Origin of the sequence: Psychrobium sp. nBUS_13 (assembly GCF_051201665.1) — a bacterium.
Lineage (GTDB): Bacteria > Pseudomonadota > Gammaproteobacteria > Enterobacterales > Psychrobiaceae > Psychrobium.
Genome location: NZ_CP179210.1, coordinates 636,507 through 659,470 on the forward strand (window position 1 = coordinate 636,507; position 22,964 = coordinate 659,470).

Below are 22,964 nucleotides of genomic sequence, written 5' to 3' on the forward strand. Positions count from 1 at the left end.
TGCTCAAGCTGCAGTGTCTTATAGACGATCTAACATAGCTTGAGTGAAGTCAGTTGTACCGTGCTCACCACCTAGATCGCGAGTTGTGCGATCAGCTGTTGCGATAACGTCTTTTAATGCTTCACGAATTTTCTCAGCTTTATCACTCATGTCTAAATATTCAAGCATTTGAATCGAGGCAAGGATTACCGATGTTGGGTTTGCTAGGTTCTTGCCAGCGATGTCTGGTGCACTACCGTGAACCGCTTCAAAGATCGCAGCATCTTCACCGATGTTTGCGCCTGGAGCCATGCCTAGACCACCAACTAAACCGGCACATAGATCAGACAAAATGTCGCCGAACAGGTTAGTGGTTACGATCACGTCGAATTGCTCTGGATTCATAACAAGTTGCATACACGTATTGTCTACAATCATTTCGCTTGATTCGATTTCTGGGTAACGTTCGCCAACTTCACGAGCAACGTCTAGGAATAAACCTGACGTTGATTTCAAGATGTTAGCCTTATGTACCGCAGTGACTTTTTTACGACCTTCTTTGCGAGCTAACTCGTATGCAAAAGTAACAATCTTTTCAGCGCCTTCACGGGTGATTACACTCATTGCTTCAGCTGATGAACCATCTTCGCTAACAACTTGACCAACGCCAGAGTACATACCTTGTGTGTTTTCACGAACGGTAATGATATCGATGTTTTCGTAGCGTGCTTGAGTGCCTTTGAAAGATAGGACTGGACGTAAATTAGCGTATAGGCCAAATTGCTTACGCAAACTAACGTTAATTGACGTAAAACCAGCACCGATTGGCGTAGTTAAAGGACCTTTCAGTGTCACTTTATTTTTAGCAATCATGTCTAATGTTGTTTGAGGAAGAAGCTCATCAGTTTCTTCTAGTGCCGCTAAACCTGCTTTTGCGAACTCGTAATTAAAGTTACAACCAACTTTATCTAAAATTTGAAGTGCTGAATCGATGATGCTTGGGCCGATACCGTCGCCTGGAATTACTGTGATCGTTGTTTGTGTCATTGTTATATTCGCCTATTTATAGCGTTGCGCTGCATTTTCGGCGTGTCGAAATTAGTGCTTAAATTAGCTCAGTTTGCAGCGAACGGTTAAAAAAAATCGACATATTATAGCAAACATACGTTCGAAAAATTTCGAAAACTTCTCACCAATTAGTATAAGTCTGTTATAGCTCACACATCGGTTGGCTAGTCAGAGTTTGGCTGATTATTTTTTGCAACATATCAGTGTTTATTTTTAACTGACGCAAATTAGTGACGAGGCGATTATCTGCTAAAAGTTCACTTAGTGATAATTGATGATATACATGATGGGTGAGATACATCGCTAACTCTAAACCTACAATGAGTTCACGTTCGGCGCCAGCATTTTGAGCTTGTGATGTATTGTTGGCAGAAAGTGCATTAACAATAGAGGATTGTGGCGCCCATATTTTAGCAAGTGCCATACTGACTTTTTGCTGTTTCGCGCTATTGTTATGGCCTGCAAGGCTATAGGCATGATGAACATGACATTGAGTAATATCTAAAGTGCGTTTGCGAGCACCATTGATAATGGTGCGCTCTAAATAAAGCGGTGCTAAATTAAGTAAGATGAAAATAGCAAGTTGATGAGGCAGCACGTGCTGACATTGCTGGGCAATCCATTGACTTGTAGATACTGCAAAGTTTATTTTTTGGCGTAACGTTTTACCGTTGATAAAGGTAAATTGACTCAGTTGTGATTCGAGTGCCAAACGACTTAACAACGGCTTCGCTTGCGCATAACCCGCCATTTGTAACGCATGAAAACTACTATTGAACTGGCTACTTGGGTATTGCTGTTTTAGGTGCTTTATCAGTTGATCGCCAAGCACGGGTTGACGTGCGATTAATTCGCTAATGGTTTCTTGTTCCGGAATATGGGCACTAAGTTCGTTAAATAATAGGGTTAAGTCATCACTTGGCTTTAATCGCTGTGTTTGGTCGCTAATGTCTTCTAAGGGCTGATCAATAAATTCTTGTAAGCTTTGATTAATAATACGATCTGAAATAGCACTAGGCGGGGCTAAATAGTGCTTAAGCGTGTCAATGTCATGTTGTTGTGTCGCTGACTCAAACTGCAAGTGGCCTTGTTCAATACTAAAGGCTTGGCAATGCAATTCGTTTGTATAATGAGATACCAGCGTAATTAATGCATGCTGGGTTTTATTGAGCTTGTAAATGAGTCCCGGTAATGGTTTGTCTACTAAACTAATCAGCAGATTTAATAAATCGATATCATAATGTTGACGATGTTGTGATAGATAGGATAACGCTTGTTTGGTGCGATATCCTGCGCGATTGGTACGCGGAGAAGTTAAATCAATAAACTTAGCAATGAGGGACAACATCCGCATATTATCAGTTAGCTGGTGGTGCGTGATTTTTGTCGGAAAACCGCTTCCGTCAAGCAATTCTCGATGGCTAATGACATCGCTTAATGCACTTTTTTCAATGACATGATACTTATTTAAAAACTGGCCACTGCTGATCGGGTGTTGCTGATATTGCTTAACCTGCTGCGGTGATAGTTTTTTTTGCTCAAAGAGCGACGCTGAGATTCCTGTTAACAATAGGCTGAGATTCATTGTTAACGCGCTACTAATAAATAGTTTTGCATGTTGACCGTGATAGTGCTGACGATGGCAAAACTTAGCGGCAATGATGCCTTGGCAAAAAGCATGATTAGTGTGGGGCAAAAAATGCTTTGGATAACAGAGCGCTTGCCCTAAAACCAGATCACTATTCTCTTCGTTGAGGCTAAACAACCAGTCACTTAGCACTAAAATCTGTGCTTTCAATCGCTTCACGGCGCCTAATGTCAATTCTTGCGTCAATGGCTCAAAGGTAGCATTCAGTTGTGTTTGCTGTTCGAGGCACTTAGCGGTTAATAAAACTGGCTCTTTAGGCGCGTTCATGATGAGGGGTTATCCGTCGTAGGAGCTATGTAGGCATAATTACGTAAGTTGATGCCCAATGCAATATCTTGTTTTAGTAAGACAAGTCGATAGCTGGTTTGGGCTTGTTCTTTGGCTGCGAGCAATTTATTGAGGCGTTTATTGTCGGGATCGCTGCAAGAAAAAGCAGTTTTTAAATCGCCAAACTCTGACAAAATTGACAGCGCCGCTTTTGGACCCATGCCACTAACTCCTGGGATTTTATTACCACTCTGGCCAACAATAGCCCAATAATCGAGTAACTGTTGTGGACGCACGTTAAACTTTCGATAAACTTGTTCATGATGAACCCATTGACCTGAGAAGTGATCCCAAATGTTGATTCCTTGTGGAATCAATTGCCAAAACCCACTATCTGTCGAGATGATTGTGCACTGGTTGTTATGCTGACTAATTTTGTGGGCCAAGGTTGCAATAATATCGTCAGCTTCATCATGGGCAGGTACTATCGACTGTACACCTATATCTTGCCAATGTTGGCGAATGCTTGGCAATAGAGAGCTTAAGTCTTCTGCCATTGGTTTACGGTCTGCTTTGTAATCAGGGTAAAATGTCTTACGCCAATGGTCACCATCACCGTCGAATACGGCAATAATATGACTAGGGCGGTGTCCTTTTATGAGTTTACGAAGTGCTTGATTGGTTAAATCAATAAGCTGTTGGCTGTCAAGTTGCGCGGTTTTTGAGAAACCGCGCAATGCGCCGTCAATTCGCCTAATAAGATTTAAGGCATCAACGAGTACAACGTGTATAGGTGTTTTATTGCTCATCTTTAATTATTTGGTAGCACGGCTCGTAAGCGCTTCCTGGTAGTTTCATACGGCATTGGGTAACAAAGCTTTGTAATAAAATATCCATTTTATCCATTAATTCTACATCGCCTGATAGTTGATACAGGCCATGTTCTTTAATAGCTAAAATGCTTTCTTGTTTTACATTGCCCGCAACGATACCAGAAAACGCACAACGAAGGTTAGCGGCAAGTGATTGAATGTCATCTGTTGGGTGTAAACTCAGCTGGCTCATATTGTCGTGTGTCGGTTCAAATGGTTGTTGAAATGCGACAGGGATGTGCAAGCTCCAGTTGAAACGGAAGGAATCTTCCCGCTCTTTTCGATAAGCTCGGACATCTGCCATCCCTTGTTTCATTAGTTTTCCAACCTTGGCGGGATCATCGACGACTATCGTATATAAACTTTGTGCTTTAGGGCCTAGCGTCGCACCAATGAATTTATCAATTTGCTCAAAGTACGCCTTACTGTCTTTAGGTCCGGTGAGAATCAATGGAAATGGGTAGTCTTTATTTTTTTCATCAAGCAAGATGCCAAGTAAGTATAACAACTCTTCTGCCGTGCCAGCGCCACCCGGAAAAATGACAATGCCATGACCAACACGAACAAAGGCTTCAAGGCGCTTTTCGATATCTGGCAAGATGACTAATTCATTAACAATTTGATTTGGTGGCTCTGCCGCAATAATCGATGGCTCTGTAAGACCAATATAACGTCTGTTCTCAACGCGTTGCTTGGCGTGCCCTATGGTGGCGCCTTTCATTGGGCCTTCCATCGCTCCGGGTCCACAACCTGTACATATATTAAGTTCACGTAGTCCGAGTTCGTAACCAACATCACGGGTGTATTGATACTCGACGGCATTAATTGAATGCCCACCCCAGCAAACGACAATGTTGGGATCGATAGGATCGGTAATGAGTTTTGCGTTACGCAGCCCTCTAAAAACACGGTTGGTGATGAAATGTCCTTCGTCATCAGTGCTGGCAACTTGATCAAGATAATGATCACTTAAGTAGACGATATCTCTTAATGTCGAAAAGAGGTGTTCTTGAATACCGACGATGATATTGCCATCAACAAAGGCATCTTGAGGTGGGTTAATAAGCGCTAATTGGGCGCCACGTTCTCGGATAACCACTTCAATGTCAAAGTCTTTATGCTTTTCCATCAAAGCATCGGCATCATCAGTTTCGATACCTGAACATAATACGGCTAAGGCACAACGTCTAAAGAGTTGATAATGAGTTGAATTAACATTGTTTTGTAAGCGTGATGCTTCAATTTGAGAAAGTTGTTCTAAGCTGCCTCTTGGGCTGATTTTTTCGATCATAGACACTCCTTGTAAATCTATTACCAATCAAAGATCAACAACCCCTAATCTCAGGTCAGTTGTTGATTGGCTTATCTTCAACTTAGCACTTATCACTTTGATTTTACAGTAATACCAATTGCATTAAATATTTGCCCACTTGTACTTGTTAAAATTAACTAAAATGGCGTTGCTCTCAATCCTAATAGCCAGCTATTAGTCAATCGAGCGCCTTGTTTTAGCTGATTTTCTCTACGCACAACAAGATCACTTACTTAATGCAATTGGTATGAATGACGAATAACGCGGCACAAAATACTTTTAGGTGAATCCTACGGACAGCATTTGTTTGTTATTTCTACGGCGTTATCGCCTGTTCGTGTATTGCTACAGGGATGTAGCTCATTAGGATAATGCAGGAGCTATTATCGAGCTAGCTACACCACATAGGCTCTGCCTTGTAGAACCCCCAAACAAATTGCTGCAAAAATGAACTCAAAAGCTCAACAGACCCTAGTAAATAATAACGCGGTCGCGCCCTTGACGTTTTGCTTGATAGAGGGCTTTGTCTGCGCGATCAAAACTTACTTGGGGATCTGAATCACCCGCTTTGACCTTAGTAACGCCAATCGATAATGTAATTTGTACTTTCTTATCTTTAAACTTAAATGGAATTGATTTTATGCGCTCACGAAGGCGGTTAAGCACCGTGTTAATGGTATTTTGTGGCAGACCTGGAATAAGTAAGACGAACTCTTCGCCGCCATAACGAGCAATAAACTCACTATCGCGAATAGAGTTATTAAGAGCACCTGCAATGACTTGCAGCGTTTTATCACCAGCACTATGGCCGTAGTTATCATTGATAGATTTAAAATTATCAATGTCTGCAACTGCTACCCACAACGATTGCCCAGATTGCTTGGCCGCCATAAAATTTGCTTCGAATTTTTGCTCTAACGCCTTGCGGTTAGGCAATTTGGTAAGAGAGTCTAGCATATTAATAAGGCGTTGTTCTACGAGCTGAGAATGATAAGTAGAAGCGTCTTGTTCAGTCTGTTCTAACTTTTTATTTAATTTATCTATTTGTTTTTGTTGCAGCGAAAATAGTTTTTTATCAATGTCTGTTTTCTCGGACAATGCATCTTTGAGTAAAGATATTTCATTGCTCAAGGTCTTTGAATCTGAGTCTGATATCTTTATTCGGTGAGATAATTTATCTAAATTACCAATGTTTTGTTGAGCACTTTTGTCCCATTGTCTATGTTGCTGTTGTCCGGCACGACTAATATCTTCAGAATGTTGATTGATTGCTTTTAAGTCTTCAATTTCACGGTGAATATCTTTAACAAAGTATTTCGAGTGCTCTTTTTCGCTGAGCATACTTTTTAATAACAGTGCAATAGCCTCTTCTGCATTACCAAGTAGTTGTTCAGTGGTTTCGACCTTTGCCAATGAGTTTGCCAAATCATTGAGCTCTGAATGCAATTGGTAATGGATGTCGAATGTTTCATAAAGGTGGGTTAGATTTTCTTTATGAGCCGAAATCAATGTTACTTGGTCGCTCTTTATACCAGTTAATTCGTTGGCTAACTGCGCCGAAGTTTGTGAATATAATTCTACAAAACGTTCGAGATGACTCATCACTATTTGTAGTGAATTAATTGATGTCGTTGGTATTTCTTCTGCTGAATTCACCTCTGGGGCGAGTTGTCCCAATGTATCCGAGTGCTGTGAAATTTCTTCCCGTTTTTGCGTAATAAACTGAGTTAGGTTCACTTTTAAATTACTGTGGCTGATATCTCCACTGGTTGTCGTTTCATTGTCAAACAACAATTGTAAAATCTCCTCGTCAAAGTGAGGCGATTGCTTCATTAAAGTTCTAAGCTGCGTTAATAAGTTTTCGAGCATTTATTTTTCCACATTTGGGGTGCTAGATCATTGGTCGTAGTATGGGATACTTTGCCAATTAATATCTTGAACTATTCCAGTATTAACAGTCAACACGCGATTATTAACAAGTTGTAACCATTCCCTACGGGTTGGACAAGTAAACATGGCTGTGGTGCTATTTTCTTTTTCAGTCAGCATCAACCAGTTGTTCGTGGTTTCCCACGATTGATGTTGTTTAACAGCGCTTAATGCAGTCAATGCTAGGTTTATCATATTTTTTGCTTGAATTAAGTTAACTGGTTTGTCGGTCGCTTGCTGCTTAATACAGCCTAACATGATGGTATTTTGTGTTGCTAATTCATTTAACTCATCGGGGATTAGTGATTGATAATGTTTAATGAGCAGAGTAAACCGCTGTCCTACCTGTTGCGTGTCAGATGGGGTTTTCGCGAAAACAAATGTATCTTCGCTGAGTTTATACAAGGGTTGCTCGATAAAATTGCTCAGTTGTCGAATAAGATGGATCCGAAACGCTTGCGCTCTATCTACATCCATAACGTCTAATAAATGAGTTAAAATAGGCAACTTAAGTGCGAAAACATTGGTGTGCTGAATAAACTGATTATTAACAGTTTTTAATAACAGGGATTCGTTATGTAAATAAACAAGTTGCGTCGCTTTATCAATATCATTTTGCTGTTGCACAATACTGCTTTGGCGCTTGGTTCTAAGGTAAATAACAAAACAAATAACAATTAGTGCGCTCAATGCATAAAGCCATTGTGTCATATTGCTAATGCTGCGAGTCTGTTGTGCAGTCATCAACTGCTGTTCATTGAGTAAGCTTTTAGTGTCGTAAAGGTTAGCTTTTAAATCGGCATTATCCGAAACAAATGAGGTGTTCTTTTTTGCTAGTTTACTCGTTAATTCGTCATTTTTTTGCATTTGGATTGTTGAATAGCGTGAAAAATACTGAGCAGATTTTTCATGGTTTTTCAGTGCCAAGTGAGATTTGGCTAGATACTCTAGCGTTTGATACTCAGCATCAGCTTGTTTATGTTTAGTGGCTGCTGCGAGCGCTAGTTCGCCATACTTGATTGTTGATTGATACGATTGCTGAGAAAAATAAACTTCTGCTAAACGCAGGTGATTGGACATTAAAAAATAGCCATGTCCCATTGCCTTGAAGTGCTTATTGGCTTTGAGCAAGTATTCTAATGCTAACTCAACTTTTCCTTGTTTCTGATAAATAAGGCCAGAATTGTGAGTAGCTATTGCCAGATAATGGTAACCCGTTTTCCCTTCTAGAATTTTTATCGCGTTGAGGTAATGCACTAATGCGGAATTTAGATCGCCAGATTCCTCATAAGCAATAGCAAGGTTATTATAGGCAGAAGGAAGATGTGTTAACTGATCTGCTTGCGTCTCTCGGTATCGAAGGGAACGTGTGGCGTAATCTATGGCTAAATCATAACGTTTATTTTTTCGATAATAACGGGATAATTGATGAAGAATATCAGGACGGCGAGAACTCTCAGTTGCTAACGCAATATCATAAGATTCAATGAGTTGTTGCTCTGCATTCGCGGGATCGCTTTTAGCAATATAATATTTTGCGAGTTCTAATGTCGGTGTTACTAAATAGCTTCTATCATCGCTTTTCTTCGCTTGTGCTATCGAATTTTTAAGATATTCCTTCGCGTCATCAGGTTGCTTTAGAAACAAAAGCAGTGATCCTAAACGATAATTAGCGACCACTGATAGCTTTAAAAAGTCTTGATCTTTTTTAGATTCATCAGATTGGCTTAATCGGGTAATTGTTTGCTCGAATATCGCAACAGCGTCGTCAAATTGATCAAGTCCAATCGCTGTATTCATGCTATGTAGGAACCACGCGTTGGCAGCAACAATTGGCTTGATATCACTCGATAGTTTCTTGATTAATAAGTCAATGTTCTGTTTGGCTAGTTCATATTGAGAGGTATGATAAAGATAACCAGAAGCGACTAATAAATTATGGACGCTAGCGTTCTCAATATCCTTTTGATGTTGATTAAACCATTGCTCTTTTTGTGATTTATCCATCGAACGATATTTTTTAACTTCTGGTAATTGTTCGGCAAAGAGTAATCGATTAGTTACTGCATCAGTAGCAGCAACGGAAATAGAATAACTTAGCAATAAAATAGATAGGATACTTTTGGACAAAAACTGTAATGATTTCAAACTCATTTAGTTACTTCACTCAATTTTAAATTATACTGTAATCAGCGCGGAATAATACCTTGTTACTTTTACAGCGCCAACTAGGCATTTCAAAGTAGCGGCTGGATATATTATACTCTTCGCTGCTTTATTCCTATCACAACAAAGATAATAAAATGATTAAAAAATTAGCCCTGAGTAGTTTGATGCTAGCTTGCTTTAGTGCAAATGCTACTGTTGATTACAATATCGATTTAACTAAGCCAGAGCATCATGTTGGCAAAGTGATTATGACCCTGCCAGCCGGTAGTAATTCACCAAGTGTTATGATGCCGGCATGGCGCACTGGTAAGTATAAAATTTTAGATTTGGCCAACGGTGTTCGCCATTTTAAAGCGACTGATGCCAAAGGTAACGAGTTATCATTCGAGCATACAGACAAAGCAACTTGGGTGATTAATAATCCGAGTCAAGATGAAATTACCGTAAGCTACACCGTTTACGCGAATGATTTAGGCACTCGTACTCGTCATATTGATGATAGCCATGCTTATTTGGATGCAACGGGGATCTTTATGTACGATCCTGCTCGTCGCCAAGAAGATATTAGAGTGACTTTAAATGTGCCTGAAACATGGAAAACTTATGCGGGTATGACACGTGCCGGTGAGCATCAGTTTGTTGCTGATAACTACGACATTTTAGTCGATTCTCCAATTGAAACAGGTATCAGTGAAGTCTTCGATTTTAAAGAAGATGGCAAAGATTACCAATTAGTGATTTGGGGTGAAGGTAACTACGACGCACCTGCAATGGCTAAAGATTTACAAAAAATGGTTAAATCGAGCCAAAACATTTGGCAGGGTTACCCATTTGATAACTATGTATTTATGGTACATGCGACAACCGATGCTCGCGGAGCCACTGAGCATTTGAATTCAACGGTTATTCAACGTAAACGTTTCACTTTTGCGCCCCGCAAACAGTATTTAAGTTTCTTGAATACAGCTGCGCATGAGTTTGTTCATACGTGGAATGTTAAAGCGTATCGCCCACAAGGTGTTGCTGAATATAACTATCAACGTGAAAACTATACTGATTTGTTGTGGGTATCTGAAGGCTCAACCAGTTATTTCCAAGAGCATTTACTACAGCAATCTGATTTGATGTCGCAAAAAGAGTTTTTTAGCGCATTATCTCGCCGTATCGATGGTCATTTAAAGAAACCTGGTCGTAAAGTACAGTCAGTTGCCCAGTCTAGTCATGAAAGCTGGATTGCACTCCCGGGTGATTTTGCTTACAACAACAGTGTAAATATTTACTCTGAAGGTTACATGGCGTCATTAGCCATGGACTTCCAGTTACTGTCGGATTCTGATCTAAAAGCAGGCTATAGTGAACTTCACGGTGAGTTATTTAAACGCCACCGTCTACCTAAACCTTTTAATTCTCGTGACATGAAAACTATTGCTCAAGACTTAACGGGTAAAAGTTACGAAAACTGGTGGCAAGAAAACGTTGAGTCACCAATTAAAATCGACTTTGACGCGCTGCTAGCAAAAGCTGGTTTAGAGTTTGTGTACCCTAAGAAAACCAAAGAGATTTCTACGACAGGTTTTTCAAGCTATGACAAAAATGGTTTATTAACGTTATCTCGTGTATTTGCTGATTCAGCAGCTTGGAAGGCTGGCTTAACAACTGGTGACCAAATCGTAGCGATTAACGGCTTGAAAGTGACGCAAGGCATTTTAAAAACTCGTTTAGCGCAATACAAAGTGGGTGACGAAGTAACCGTTACGTTATTTAGACGTGATCGATTGGAAGAAAAGACGCTGACGTTAACGGCTAAAAAAGATAAAAAGCCAATGATCCGCATTGTTGAGAACCCAACTCATAAGCAAAAAGCATTTTATAAAGCTTGGCGCGGTGTTGAGTTAGAAGTCTCTAAGAAGAAATAAACTTCTTATACCAATTGCATTAAATATTTGCCCACTTGTACTTGTTAAAATTAACTAAAATGGCGTTGCTCTCAATCCTAATAGCCAGCTATTAGTCAATCGAGCGCCTTGTTTTAGCTGATTTTCTCTACGCACAACAAGATCACTTACTTAATGCAATTAATGGTATTACTTCGCATAAAAAAGCGGTTGAAGAAATTCAACCGCTTTTTTATGTTCAGGATGAACGGTCGGACTTTATGCTCCTGCAAAGTCAAAGTACCTGCATCCATGCATCCATGCAGGCAATGCCGTGTTGCCATGGCAGAAAATTGTTCCAGGCATTTTCTAAGTACCTACATTCCTGTTGGCAATGGCAATGGCAAAGAGCGGCGATGTGGAAATAATGCTTACTCGCTAATGGTTTGCTCTTCACCGCCTAATATATCAAGTAAGGCTGGAATGAATTGTTCAAACTCACCTGTCATGATTGCAAAGTCCGCATCAAAACAAGCTGCTTTATCGTCTTTATCTTGATCTTCCTTTTGCTCCATTACCACATCAGTGAACTTAACGCGTTTAACGGTCAAATCTTCATTAAGTACGAAGGTTAATGATTCAGCATATTGCATTGCAACTTTAACAGCAAACATGCCGTTTTCGATGTGTGCTTTTAATTCATTACAAATTAAATCTTGGTTTTTACAGCGAATGATTGGGCCGCCGTCTAGAGGGCTTTTCAATTCAGCTTCTTCGAGTAATTCAAATGGATGCGTTGGCGTTTCATTTTGCAACCAGTCAGTCATTGTTTGTTCTACTGCAGCCTTACTTTGAACGGGAAGAACAGCTAGAGAACCAATTGATTTTCTTAACAACGCTAGTAAATCCTCGGCTTTGTTATGACTTGACGCATCAACAATAATCACCCCCATTTTAGGTGAAATATAAGCACGGGTGGTGCCCAAACGGGAGAATGCACGAGGTAGTAACTGGTGCTCAATTTCTTCTTTTAGCGCGTCTTTTTCTTTTTTCTTTACAGGGCGCGCAGTATCAGCTTCGATTTGTTCAACTTTCTCATCTAGCGCTTCTTTGACGACAGATGCTGGCAGCATTTTATCTTCTTTTTTGGCGCACAGTAGGATATTACCGTCAGTCACGTGTAGTAATGATTCGCCGTGTTTTCCCATAGGCTTTGACCAACCATACTTACTCTTTTCTTGGCTCGTACAAGGACGATAAGCAAACTCTTCAAGGCGAGTTTCTAATTCGTCAGCGGATAAATCAATTGGGTTAGATAAACGATAAACAATTAGGTTCTTAAACCACATAACAAGTCACTTTCTTAATGAGATAATGGCAGCGAGTGTATGTAAAACATCGCCGCCGCGCAACAGCAAAGGGTTAGATTTCTTGCTTGATAGGGAAGTTAATTGTGTATTCGAGCCCTTCGCCAGGAGCACTTTGAGCTGTAATTTTACCACTAAAAGATTGGGTGACAATGTTATATAAAATGTGAGTGCCTAAACCACTGCCGCCTTGGCCACGTTTAGTGGTAAAAAATGGTTCAAATAGCATGGCAAGATTTTCTTCACTAATGCCATTGCCGTTATCTTTATAGCTAATGTAAACCGTGTCGGCATCAGTTTTAAAGGTAAATGTCATAACGCCTTGGTCTATACCCTCAAAGGCGTGAACAATGGAATTGAGAATAAGGTTTGTGAACATTTGTGACAACGCACCCGCTCGGCAATGTAATACAATATCTTCATCGCCATAGACTTCGACTTTGTGTTCTGTCCGTTTCAGTTTCGGTTGTAATGACGTAATAACTTCATTGAGATAAGAGATTAGATTGACATCGCGAATCGCTTCACTGGTTTGATCAACTGCAATATCTTTAAAACTTTGAATTAGCTGGGATGCTTTATTTAAATTGGAGGTGAGTAATTCACAGCTATTATTGGCATCACTGATAAATGTTTGCATCTTGGTTTGGGTCAGTGTTTTGCCATTCATTTCTTTAGATAGCTGTTCGACACATTCGGACAAATAGGTCACTGCGGTGACGCCAATACCCACAGGCGTATTGATTTCGTGAGAAATCCCCGCCACTAAACTACCCAATGAAGCCATTTTTTCAGATTGAACGAGTTGGTTCTGAGTTTGGGTTAACTGAGCGAGTGAATGCCTTAGCTCTCGCTCACTTTCAACTAACTCTTCTTTTTGCAGTGCCAGCTCTTGATTTGCCTGACTAAGCGTTGAGGTTTTTTTGGTAACTTCTTGCTCTAGGTCTAGATTCTGTTTATCTAGTCGTATGTTAGCGTCGACTAATTCACTTTGAGCTAATTCCAAGTTGTCTTTATATTCAATGAGTTTATTGATAAGTAAATTAAAGGAATCGGTGAGGACGCTAAGTTCATCATTTTGTCCACTAGGTGGATCGAGCTTTGACTGACTTAGATTAGACAGATTTATTTGGCTAATACCATAACTAAGCATTTCAAGTGGCGTCGTTAGTAGATTATGAAATAGTCGCTTAATGACATAACTAATCAAGAAGATACTAAACAATGCTCCTATTATCGGAAACATGGTTTGCACTATAACTGCATAATAGATGTTTGAAATATTAGACAGAATAATAATATTGCCAACGTGATAGCCTTTATTGCTGGCTTGTCCCTCCGTCACTATATAATCTAGGCTGCCATTGAAACCAAAATATTCATTGAACTCGACAGATTCATTGGGCTTAAACGATTTGTAGTTTTCTACTGCATAATCAGTGTCTAAACCACTGCGATAGCGCACCGTGTCGTATTCATCAATGACTAACACGGCTTGTACTAGCTTCATATCAGAAAGACCTTTACCGATCGCGTCAATCTGTCGGTCATTTAATTCCCAGATTGCTTGGCTGAGGCTATCGTCAATCGTGTGCTTAAGTTGTGTTAACTCGGCGCTGATTTCTTTTTTAACAGACATATAACTAAACAGTACTTGAACGGCCATGACTGTCATCGTTAATAAGACATAGGCTAACAACACTTTGTTTAATAGCTGTTTTGATATACTGACTACGGCCATTAACACACCTTAGTTATCTACATTTGCATCTACTTGTTAGCATCGTAGTAGTTATTGAGAATTCTAAACGTTAATACAATTCAGACATTGGGCTGAGCTATTATTGAACATATACGAAAATGCCTGCAATGTGCAAACGTCTTTTCATGTAAAATTAATAAAAAATAATGATTAATTTAAAAAGTAGTAGATAGTCATTAAGATAGCAATTAATCGCTAAATAAAAGAGAGCAATATGCAAATTATTCACACCTCAGATTGGCATTTAGGGCATCACCTATTTGGTTTATCTCGAGAGTTCGAGCAGCAACAGTTTCTAGATTATCTATTTTTACAGCTTCAGCAGACAAAAGCTGACGCCTTAATTGTCGCAGGCGATCTATTTGATACCGCCAATCCGCCAGCATGGGCTTGGCGTTTGCTGTACCAATTTTTAGCAAAAGTGAAGCAACAATTACCACAACTCGACTTAGTGTTAGTGGCTGGCAATCATGATTCGCCAAGTAAACTAGATGCGCCGGATCATCTACTTAAAGCATTTGATATTCATTTGGTGGGTGGATTGCCGAGATTGCCTGATAATTCCCTCGATTTTGACAAATTGATTATTCCATTAACTAACAGCGACGGTGATATTGCAGCTCGCGTTGCAGCGGTGCCATTTTTACGTCCGGGGGATTTAGACTTGGCTAGCATCGACGAATGTGATGACAAGCTTATTGCAGGTGTAGAACGTGTTTATCAACAGATTGCTGACGAGTTACATGCTCGCAACGAGCCTGAACACGCTAGCATTGCGGTTGCTCATGCTTATTTAGTTTCTAGCACCATTAGCGAAATGTCCGAACGCCGTATTTTAGGTGGTAACCAACACGCCTTACCACTGGAAATATTTGCTAATAATTATGACTACACTGCGTTAGGTCATTTACATAAGCCGCAGCAATTAGGTGGCTTATCTGTCTATTATAGTGGTTCGCCAATTCCGTTATCGCTGGCTGAACGAGATTATAAGCATCAAATTAAGCTGGTGGAATTTGCCGGGAAAAACCTCAAAAAAGTTTCAAGTATCCTAGTACCACGCAGTGTCGATATGCTGTGTGTGCCTAAAGATGCGCAGCCTCTTGATACAGTATTGGCGTTATTTCAAGGGCTACCAGAAGAAGCAATAGACCCCCATCTTCAGCCGCTTCTTGAAGTTAAGGTATTGCTGGATGAGCCACAAGCCATGTTACGAGATAAGATCAATCAAGCCCTTGAAGGAAAAGCGGTACGGCTGGTAAAGATTACCACGCAATATAAAGAAAAAAACAACGTGCCATTGGCGTTTGAAGGCAAAAAACTTGATCAGTTGCAGCCAGAGCAAGTTTTCTCTTTAAAATATTTGCAACAATATGGTGAAAAACCTCCTCAGCCTTATGTCGATGCCTTTGCCCGCTTATTAAGTGATACCCATTTAGCTGAGCCTACTACTGACTAAACATGCGAAGAATTAAATAAAACCGATGAAAATTATTTCCCTTGAAGGTGAAAACCTTGCCAGTTTAGCGGCACCATTTCATATCAATTTTGCGAAAGGTATCTTAGCTGACGCTGGGCTATTTGCTATTAGTGGTAACACTGGTGCAGGTAAGAGTACGTTGCTAGACGCAATCTGTTTAGCGTTGTTTGATGCGATGCCACGCTTTTCAAATAGTCGCCGCGGTGCGGCTATTGGTCACGCGCAAAGTGAAGAAAGTGAACGTGTAAAAAGTAATGATGTGCGCCATATTCTGACACGTGGAGCCGCAAATGGTTTTGCGCAAGTAGAGTTTGCCCTTGATAACGGGCAACATTATCAAGCTAAATGGAGTGTAAAGCGCGCTAGAAACTCAGCTCGAGGTCGTCTTCAAGCACAAGAAATGCAATTGGTTGACTGCAAAGACAATCAAGTATTAGCCACTAAGAAAACAGAAGTTTTAGCATTAATTGAGTCATTAATTGGTCTTAACTATGAGCAATTTAAACGTTCTGTTTTACTCGCTCAAGGGGATTTTGCTGCGTTTTTGAAGGCTCCTGCCAAAGAGCGTTCTGAATTATTAGAACGAATTACAGGCACCCAACTCTATTCTCAAATATCTAAACAAGCATTCGCTCAGGCAAAAGAACAAGAACAAAATCTATTATTGCTTGAGTCGAAAATTGGCGAAGTTAAATTGCTTTCAACAGAGCAGCAACAAGCGTTAGTTGGGCAATTGACGGCATTAAATGATCAAGTAGCTGATGTAGAGAGACAAAAGAAGTTATTGCAATGGTTAGGCGATAAATTAACGGCCAAAACGCAAGTCCAAAATAACTTGGTGGAAGATAAAGAGCGGTTATCTCAAGCGCTACAGGCGATAAAGCAACAAGACAGCATTAATCAAATTCTAGATAAAATAGAGCAGGCTCAAGATGCGCGAGTGGTATTTGCACAGCAGGCGAAATACAAGAAAGAACTAACAGACCAGCAGCAAGCGGTTGAAGAACTCTCAAAACAACATCAAGCAGCACTGGCTCAGCATCAGGATACTAATCATCAATCAGGTCGTCTTGCTCAATTAGAGCTACAAGCACAACAACAACTTGCTGATAAACTACCAGATATTGAATTGGCCATCACCAAAGAGGCTGCGATTGCATCTCAGGTATCGCAATATGATAGTGTATTGCAGCAAATTAACACCCTAGAGCTTCATTGTGATGAAAATGCTAATAAGCTTGGTGCATTCAAAAAACAGTTAGAATCAACGTCTACAGAGCATGAAAAGGTTCAGCACTTTCTAAGTGAACATCAAGCGCTTGCGCCGCTAGTGACTCAAATTGGTTTAGTCGAACAGCATATTCAAGAATATAGTTTAAGTGTTAACCATGTCAGCACCTTAGACGCTAAGTTAGTAACAAATAAAGAGCAATTGTCGCTATATAAAATTCAATTGGAGCAGTTAAAACAACGAATAGAAGTTGAGCACCAACAAGCGGGAAGCTTGCAGCGAGATGTTGAACAGCTGTTGAATATGCAGCAATCTTCAAGTAGTGAGCAGCTTGAGCAGCAACTTAATCAGCTTCAAGACAGTTATAATGCGTTACTCAATGAACAACAGCTCATCGTGCAAGGGCTACAATATCAATCGATGATTGGTCAAAAAGATCAACAGCAGCAAGAATTAGCGCAAGAGCTTGATCAGCTACGACAAAGCTATCGTCAGAATAAAAATCAATTAGATCAGCACTTACCACTACGTGATGAGGCATTAAAGGCACTAAATACGGCTAAACAAGTCATGTCATTAAGTGAGCATCGAGATACGTTAATCGACGGTGAACCGTGTGCGCTTTGTGGCAGTCTAGAGCATCCATATAGCGAAGAACAAAGTGTTGGCAATGAAATGATCAACCAATTAGCCACTCGCTTTGACCAGTTGGAGCAACAGGCTCATCAATACCAAGAACAACTGACAAAATTTGATGCAATTGGTAAGCAAAAGGCAGAACATGTTCAGCAGCTAACACGAGAAACAAACGAACTTAATCAACTGATAAAACAGCTGGCTATCAAAGAAGTCAGTATTGAGCGACAAGGTAAAGTCGAACACGAAGTTGCAAACTTGTTTAACGCAATTGAGCAATTAAAATCTCAGATAAAACACGCCCAGCAAGTCACTAACGATTTAAACCAAAGCCAACAAGCGCTGGAAAAAGCAAAGCATCAAGTAAAAACCACGCAACAAGAGATCGCCAATACTGAGCAACAAATAACGGCACTAGAAAGTGACTCTATATTAGTGACGCAGTCCATTGAACAATATAAGCAGCAACAAGCAGAGCGAATTTCAGCACTGCAAGCGTTATACAATTTGGTTGATTGGCGCCATATACTCGAGGTGGACATTGAACTTGCTGCATTTAAGCGAGAATTAGCAACAAACATTGAGCAATTTGTTAATGGACAGGAGTCACAACTATCATTGGCAAACCAAATTACTCACATCAATCAACAGATTATTGCTTTTGACGAACAAGCCAGTCAACTTGAGCAACAAAAACAGCCACTCGTTAAACAGTATCAATATATTAGCCAGTCAATTGAGCAAGAAAAACAAACGTTACTCACACTCACCCAAGGGCGTTCACCGCAAGCAATGCGTAACGAGCTTGAAACGAAAGTAAAAGAGCTAGCCACTGCTCACCAAAATGCCAATTCGACGCTAGCTCAGCAACATAGTCATTGCTTAGTCATTGAGAGTCAGCTGAGTCAAGTGAATGAGCGATTGATGAGCATCACAACAGAAAATCAGTCATTAGCCAATGAGTGGCAACAGTGGCAGCAAACACTCAACATGAGTGAGCAAGACTTAATTGAATTACTATCCTACGAGCAAGATTGGGTCATTGAACAGCGCCAACATCAAGCTCAATTACTTCAAAATAGCCACCAAAGTCAAGCGGTCGTTGAGCAACTTCAACAGCAATTAATACAACTAGAGGCTGTATTAAATGAGAAAGCTGCTGTGATTGCTCAAATGTTTCCTTCTTTGGTACCAAATCCATTAATTTGTTCGCAAGAGCAAAGAAATATGACAGAAAATTCGGTTGACGCGACTCTGTCACAATTGGCTCAGCAGCAGTTTGAAGTAAGAGCAAGTTTAGAGCAACACAATCAGGCAATGGTGCGTTTTGGCGAGTTAAATCAAGATATCGAACAGCAACAGCAAGAAAATCAATTGTGGCAAAACATGAAGGAATTGATCGGCAGTGCTGACGGCGCCAAGTTTAGAACGTTTGCGCAGAGCCTTACATTAGAGCAGATGTTACTAGGTGCCAATCATCATTTAATTGAACTTGCTCCACGCTATAGTCTCGAGCGTGTACCAGGCGCAGAGCTTGATTTACAGATGATTGACAAAGACATGGGAGATGAAGTTCGCTCAATTGACAGCTTGTCTGGCGGTGAAACATTCTTAGTGAGTTTAGCACTCGCATTGGGGCTAGGATCATTGACTAGTCTGCAAACTACAATTCGCTCTTTGTTTATAGATGAAGGTTTTGGTACCTTAGATCCCGATACTCTCGAAGTTGCCCTAAGTTGTCTCGATTCATTGCAGGCAAGTGGTCGCCAAATTGGCATCATTTCACATGTACAAGGATTGGTTGAAAGAGTAGGAACTCGGATACAAGTAACCTCAAATGGCAGTGGTCATTCCGACGTTAAGTTACTAATTCGATAAAAAAGGTGACCTTTGTCATAGTTCTGTAATAATACGCAGGCAGACTACAGCACCATTGAAGGTTAACGTAGCATTTTACTAATTTTTAGGACGGATAATGAATACATTTACAAAAACAGCGGTTGCAATTGCAACCGGCTTAATCCTTGCTAACACTGCAGTTGCTGGCGAGAAAGTGAAAGTATACGGTAAAGTTAACGCCACATTACAAAGCGATGACACCGGTGAACGTGAAACAGATATTAAATCTAACGCATCTCGTTTTGGTGTTAAAGGTGGCGTTAAATTAGATGGCAACCTTTCAGCAATTTATCAAGTTGAGTGGCAAGTAAATATCGCTGATGATGGGGAAGACAATATTAAAGCGCGTAGCCAGTGGGTTGGCCTAAAAGGCGATTTTGGTACCGTGATGCTTGGTCGTAATGATACTGCGATGAAAAAATCTCAAGGCAAAGTTGATTTATTTAATAATTACAACGCTGATATTAAAAACTTATTCAGTGGTGACAATCGCTTAGACGACACCCTAACGTATATTTCACCTAAGAAAAATGGTTTCTCTGTTCGTGCTACGTTCATTGCAGAAAGCGGTTACAAATCTAAAGGCGAAAACGGCACCAGTATTTCATTGATGTACGGTGACGCAAAACTGAAAAAATCGAAGTTTTATGCGGCGGTAGCGTTCGACTCTAAAGTCGCTGGTAGCGATACAACACGTGTCACTATGCAGGGTAAATTGGGCGATCTAAAATTAGGCGCAATTTACAATGAATCTGAATACACTGATGGCACATCAGATGGTGACGGCTTCTTAGTAAGTGCTGCTTACCCAGTAGGTAAAGCAACGCTTAAAGCGCAATATCAAGACAGTGATGACAAAAAATCTGGCGATGTTGTATCAGTAGGTGTTGATTACAAACTTGCTAAAAACGTTAAATTAACAGGTTTTTACACTGACTTCTCTTTTGATGACGGTAAAGAAAAAAGCCACCTAGCCGTTGGCATGGAATACAAATTCTAAGTCGTATTTGATTTAAAAAGCCGCAATAGCGGCTTTTTTTATACCTAGAATAAGCTAAGAATTAACACCAATTGCATTAAATATTTGCCCACTTGTACTTGTTAAAATTAACTAAAATGGCGTTGCTCTCAATCTTAATAGCCAGCTATTAGTCAATCGAGCGCCTTGTTTTAGCTGATTTTCTCTACGCACAACAAGATCACTTACTTAATGCAATTGGTATAATACCTAACGAAATGTAGCAATTAAAAATATAACGAGCGGTAATAGCGTGATAAATTAGTCGCTATTATTAGTGACATAATTGAACTTTCTCATGAGTTAGTCATATTTGTGTCACATTAGTTATTAATAATAGACGTTATCAAATAACACTATAGGTTTAGATAATATGAGTGCAAGGATACTCGTTGTTGAAGATGAAGCAGCTATTAGAGAAATGCTGTGTTTCGTTTTAGAGCAGCAGGGCTTCGATGTTGTTGAAGCGCATGATTACACGTCGGCAGTTGATTGTTTAGTTGAGCCGGTACCCGATCTAATATTACTTGATTGGATGTTTCCTGGCGGCAACGGCATTAGCCTCGCAAAAGAAATTAAGCGCCACGAACTAACCAAAGAAGTGCCTATTATTATGCTAACGGCACGCGGTGAAGAAGAAGACAAAATTCGCGGTTTGGAAGTCGGTGCAGATGACTATATTACTAAACCATTCTCGCCTAAAGAATTGATTGCGCGAATTAAAGCGGTATTGCGCCGCGCAATGCCAACGGCGTTAGAAGAGCTAATTGATGTGAAAGGGTTGGTGTTAGATCCTGTTAGCCATCGCGTTAGTCTTAATGAGCAGCCAGTGCCAATTGGTCCGACCGAGTTTAAGTTACTCCACTTTTTCATGACCCATAGTGAACGCGTATATAGCCGTGAACAGCTATTAGATCACGTATGGGGCACAAACGTCTATGTTGAAGATAGAACCGTTGATGTTCATATCAGACGACTACGCAAAGCGATTGGCGGGCATGGGCATGAAAACTTTGTACAAACCGTACGCGGTGCAGGCTATCGCTTCTCAACACGAGTTTAATTGATGCTTGATAACCAGCTATTTAATAAGATTGCCGCTAAACTTAGCGGCTTTTATCTTTGCCTTCTCATCATTGGATTAATGACCTCAGAACTTTTTATCGTTCTGTTTGTTGGTACTTTTCTTCTATTTATTTTTAATCTGAAACAGTTCCACAAATTGGTGCTGTGGGTATGGCAATCGCCGCAAAAGAAACATCAAGGAAGTAGTTCAAGCTGGGATAATGTGTACTATGGCGTTGACAATATTCAGCGTGGAAATCGTCGCCGTCGCCGTCAACTCGTTAATAATTTGGGCGAATTTCGACAAGGTGCCGATGCATTGCCTGATGGCGTTGTCATGTATAACGAAGAAAACAATATTCTGTGGTGTAACACTCAAGCGCGTGCTTTGTTAGGTTTAAAATGGCCGACGGATCAAGGGCAGCGTCTTGATAACCTTATTCGCTATCCACAGTTTTCAGAATATCTTGCGGCTCGCGAATATAACCAAGCATTACTAATTCAATCGCCAGCCGATGAGGATATCTTGTTAGAAAATCGCATTATTTCTTACGGCGAAAATCAATATCTATTAGTGTCCCGTGATGTGACACGTTTGAATCAGCTTGAAGAGATGCGCAGAGAATTTGTAGCTAATGTATCTCACGAATTAAAGACGCCATTGACAGTACTTCAAGGTTACCTTGAGTTAATTGATGATGTTGATGGCGGTAGTCGCAGTAGCAATAAAGCTGTTCGTGCTATGCGTATGCAAACATCGCGCATGCAGTCGATGGTCGAACAATTGCTTGCGCTATCGAAGCTTGAATTTTCATCCATTGCATCAAAGCACACCAAAGTGAACATGCAAGAACAAATGGACATGTTAGAGTCTGATGCAATGAGTTTGATTGGCGAGCGCGACATGACCGTGCATTTTGATGTTGAACAGAATCTTTATGTATATGGCGACGAAACTCAAATTTACAGCGCATGCGCCAACTTAGTGACTAATGCAATTCGTTACTGCCCGGATGGTAGTTCAATTTGGGTCACTTGGCATCATCACCCTCATGGCGCTCAGTTTATGGTACGTGATAATGGACCAGGGATAGCTCCAATACACCTTAACCGTTTAACAGAACGTTTCTATCGCATTGAACAATCACGTTCAAGCGAGAGCGGTGGCACCGGACTTGGACTGGCCATTGTTAAACATGTTCTTAAAAATCATCAATCTAGTTTAAAAATTAAAAGTACGCTTGGCAAAGGATGTCGCTTTAGTTTTGTGATCGATAACGACCGTATTGTTTCGTTTATTAACAAAAATGGTCAATTAAATGAATAGTCACAAAAGCTTAATAATTAAGTCACCTAACTGTCACTTAACTAATGCAACATAAGCCTCG

14 protein-coding genes are annotated in these 22,964 nt (G+C 40.3%); 6 read left to right on the forward strand and 8 right to left on the reverse strand.

The features are described 5' to 3' along the window. Nucleotides 1-18: 18 nt before the first annotated feature. The 6 genes from ACMAZF_RS02935 to ACMAZF_RS02960 all read right to left on the reverse strand — a co-directional run bounded on the left by ACMAZF_RS02935 (nt 19) and on the right by ACMAZF_RS02960 (nt 9,229). Nucleotides 19-1,026: an isocitrate dehydrogenase gene (locus ACMAZF_RS02935; protein ID WP_435275994.1), complete on the reverse strand. Its 1,008-nt coding sequence runs from the start codon at nt 1,024-1,026 to the stop codon at nt 19-21. A 163-nt stretch (nt 1,027-1,189) separates the two neighbouring features. Then, nucleotides 1,190-2,962: an HD domain-containing phosphohydrolase gene (locus ACMAZF_RS02940; protein ID WP_435275995.1), complete on the reverse strand. Its 1,773-nt coding sequence runs from the start codon at nt 2,960-2,962 to the stop codon at nt 1,190-1,192. Next, nucleotides 2,959-3,771 carry a flap endonuclease Xni gene (xni, locus tag ACMAZF_RS02945; RefSeq protein ID WP_435275996.1) on the reverse strand — a complete coding sequence of 271 codons (813 nt, stop codon included), beginning with the start codon at nt 3,769-3,771 and terminating at the stop codon, nt 2,959-2,961. The genes ACMAZF_RS02940 and xni overlap by 4 nt, the downstream gene beginning before the upstream one ends. After that, nucleotides 3,761-5,125: a nucleotide 5'-monophosphate nucleosidase PpnN gene (ppnN, locus tag ACMAZF_RS02950; protein ID WP_435275997.1), complete on the reverse strand. Its 1,365-nt coding sequence runs from the start codon at nt 5,123-5,125 to the stop codon at nt 3,761-3,763. The genes xni and ppnN overlap by 11 nt, the downstream gene beginning before the upstream one ends. Nucleotides 5,126-5,617: 492 nt before the next feature. Next, entirely contained in the window at nt 5,618-6,979 is a 1,362-nt protein-coding gene (locus ACMAZF_RS02955) for a diguanylate cyclase (protein ID WP_435275998.1), read from the reverse strand. A 63-nt stretch (nt 6,980-7,042) separates the two neighbouring features. Beyond that, nucleotides 7,043-9,229, reverse strand: a complete 2,187-nt coding sequence (locus ACMAZF_RS02960; protein WP_435275999.1) for a tetratricopeptide repeat protein — start codon at nt 9,227-9,229, stop codon at nt 7,043-7,045. A 149-nt stretch (nt 9,230-9,378) separates the two neighbouring features. Between ACMAZF_RS02960 and ACMAZF_RS02965 the strand changes: the two genes are divergently transcribed. Further along, nucleotides 9,379-11,160, forward strand: a complete 1,782-nt coding sequence (locus tag ACMAZF_RS02965) for a M61 family metallopeptidase (RefSeq protein WP_435276000.1) — start codon at nt 9,379-9,381, stop codon at nt 11,158-11,160. Between the two features lie 389 nt (nt 11,161-11,549). Here the strand turns inward: ACMAZF_RS02965 and rdgC are convergent, their stop codons facing one another. Together rdgC and ACMAZF_RS02975 are read right to left on the reverse strand one after the other, a co-directional pair. Beyond that, a complete protein-coding gene (gene rdgC, locus ACMAZF_RS02970) occupies nt 11,550-12,467 on the reverse strand; it encodes a recombination-associated protein RdgC (RefSeq protein WP_435276001.1) in 918 nt (305 codons plus the stop codon). Nucleotides 12,468-12,540: 73 nt separating this feature from the next. After that, nucleotides 12,541-14,226, reverse strand: coding sequence for an ATP-binding protein (locus ACMAZF_RS02975; RefSeq protein WP_435276002.1), 1,686 nt, complete (start codon nt 14,224-14,226; stop codon nt 12,541-12,543). A 235-nt stretch (nt 14,227-14,461) separates the two neighbouring features. Between ACMAZF_RS02975 and ACMAZF_RS02980 the strand changes: the two genes are divergently transcribed. The 5 genes from ACMAZF_RS02980 (at nt 14,462) to phoR (ending at nt 22,903) form a co-directional block, all read left to right on the forward strand. Continuing rightward, a complete protein-coding gene (locus ACMAZF_RS02980) occupies nt 14,462-15,706 on the forward strand; it encodes an exonuclease SbcCD subunit D C-terminal domain-containing protein (RefSeq protein ID WP_435276003.1) in 1,245 nt (414 codons plus the stop codon). Nucleotides 15,707-15,731: 25 nt separating this feature from the next. After that, nucleotides 15,732-19,472 carry an AAA family ATPase gene (locus ACMAZF_RS02985; protein WP_435276004.1) on the forward strand — a complete coding sequence of 1,247 codons (3,741 nt, stop codon included), beginning with the start codon at nt 15,732-15,734 and terminating at the stop codon, nt 19,470-19,472. A gap of 97 nt (nt 19,473-19,569) precedes the next feature. Then, nucleotides 19,570-20,493, forward strand: a complete 924-nt coding sequence (locus tag ACMAZF_RS02990) for a porin (RefSeq protein WP_435276005.1) — start codon at nt 19,570-19,572, stop codon at nt 20,491-20,493. 391 nt (nt 20,494-20,884) lie between these two features. Further along, a complete protein-coding gene (gene phoB / locus ACMAZF_RS02995) occupies nt 20,885-21,574 on the forward strand; it encodes a phosphate regulon transcriptional regulator PhoB (RefSeq protein ID WP_435276006.1) in 690 nt (229 codons plus the stop codon). A 3-nt stretch (nt 21,575-21,577) separates the two neighbouring features. Continuing rightward, nucleotides 21,578-22,903 (forward strand): phosphate regulon sensor histidine kinase PhoR, encoded by a 1,326-nt coding sequence (gene phoR, locus ACMAZF_RS03000; protein WP_435276007.1) that lies wholly within the window; start codon nt 21,578-21,580, stop codon nt 22,901-22,903. The last annotated feature ends 61 nt before the right edge of the window (nt 22,904-22,964 follow it).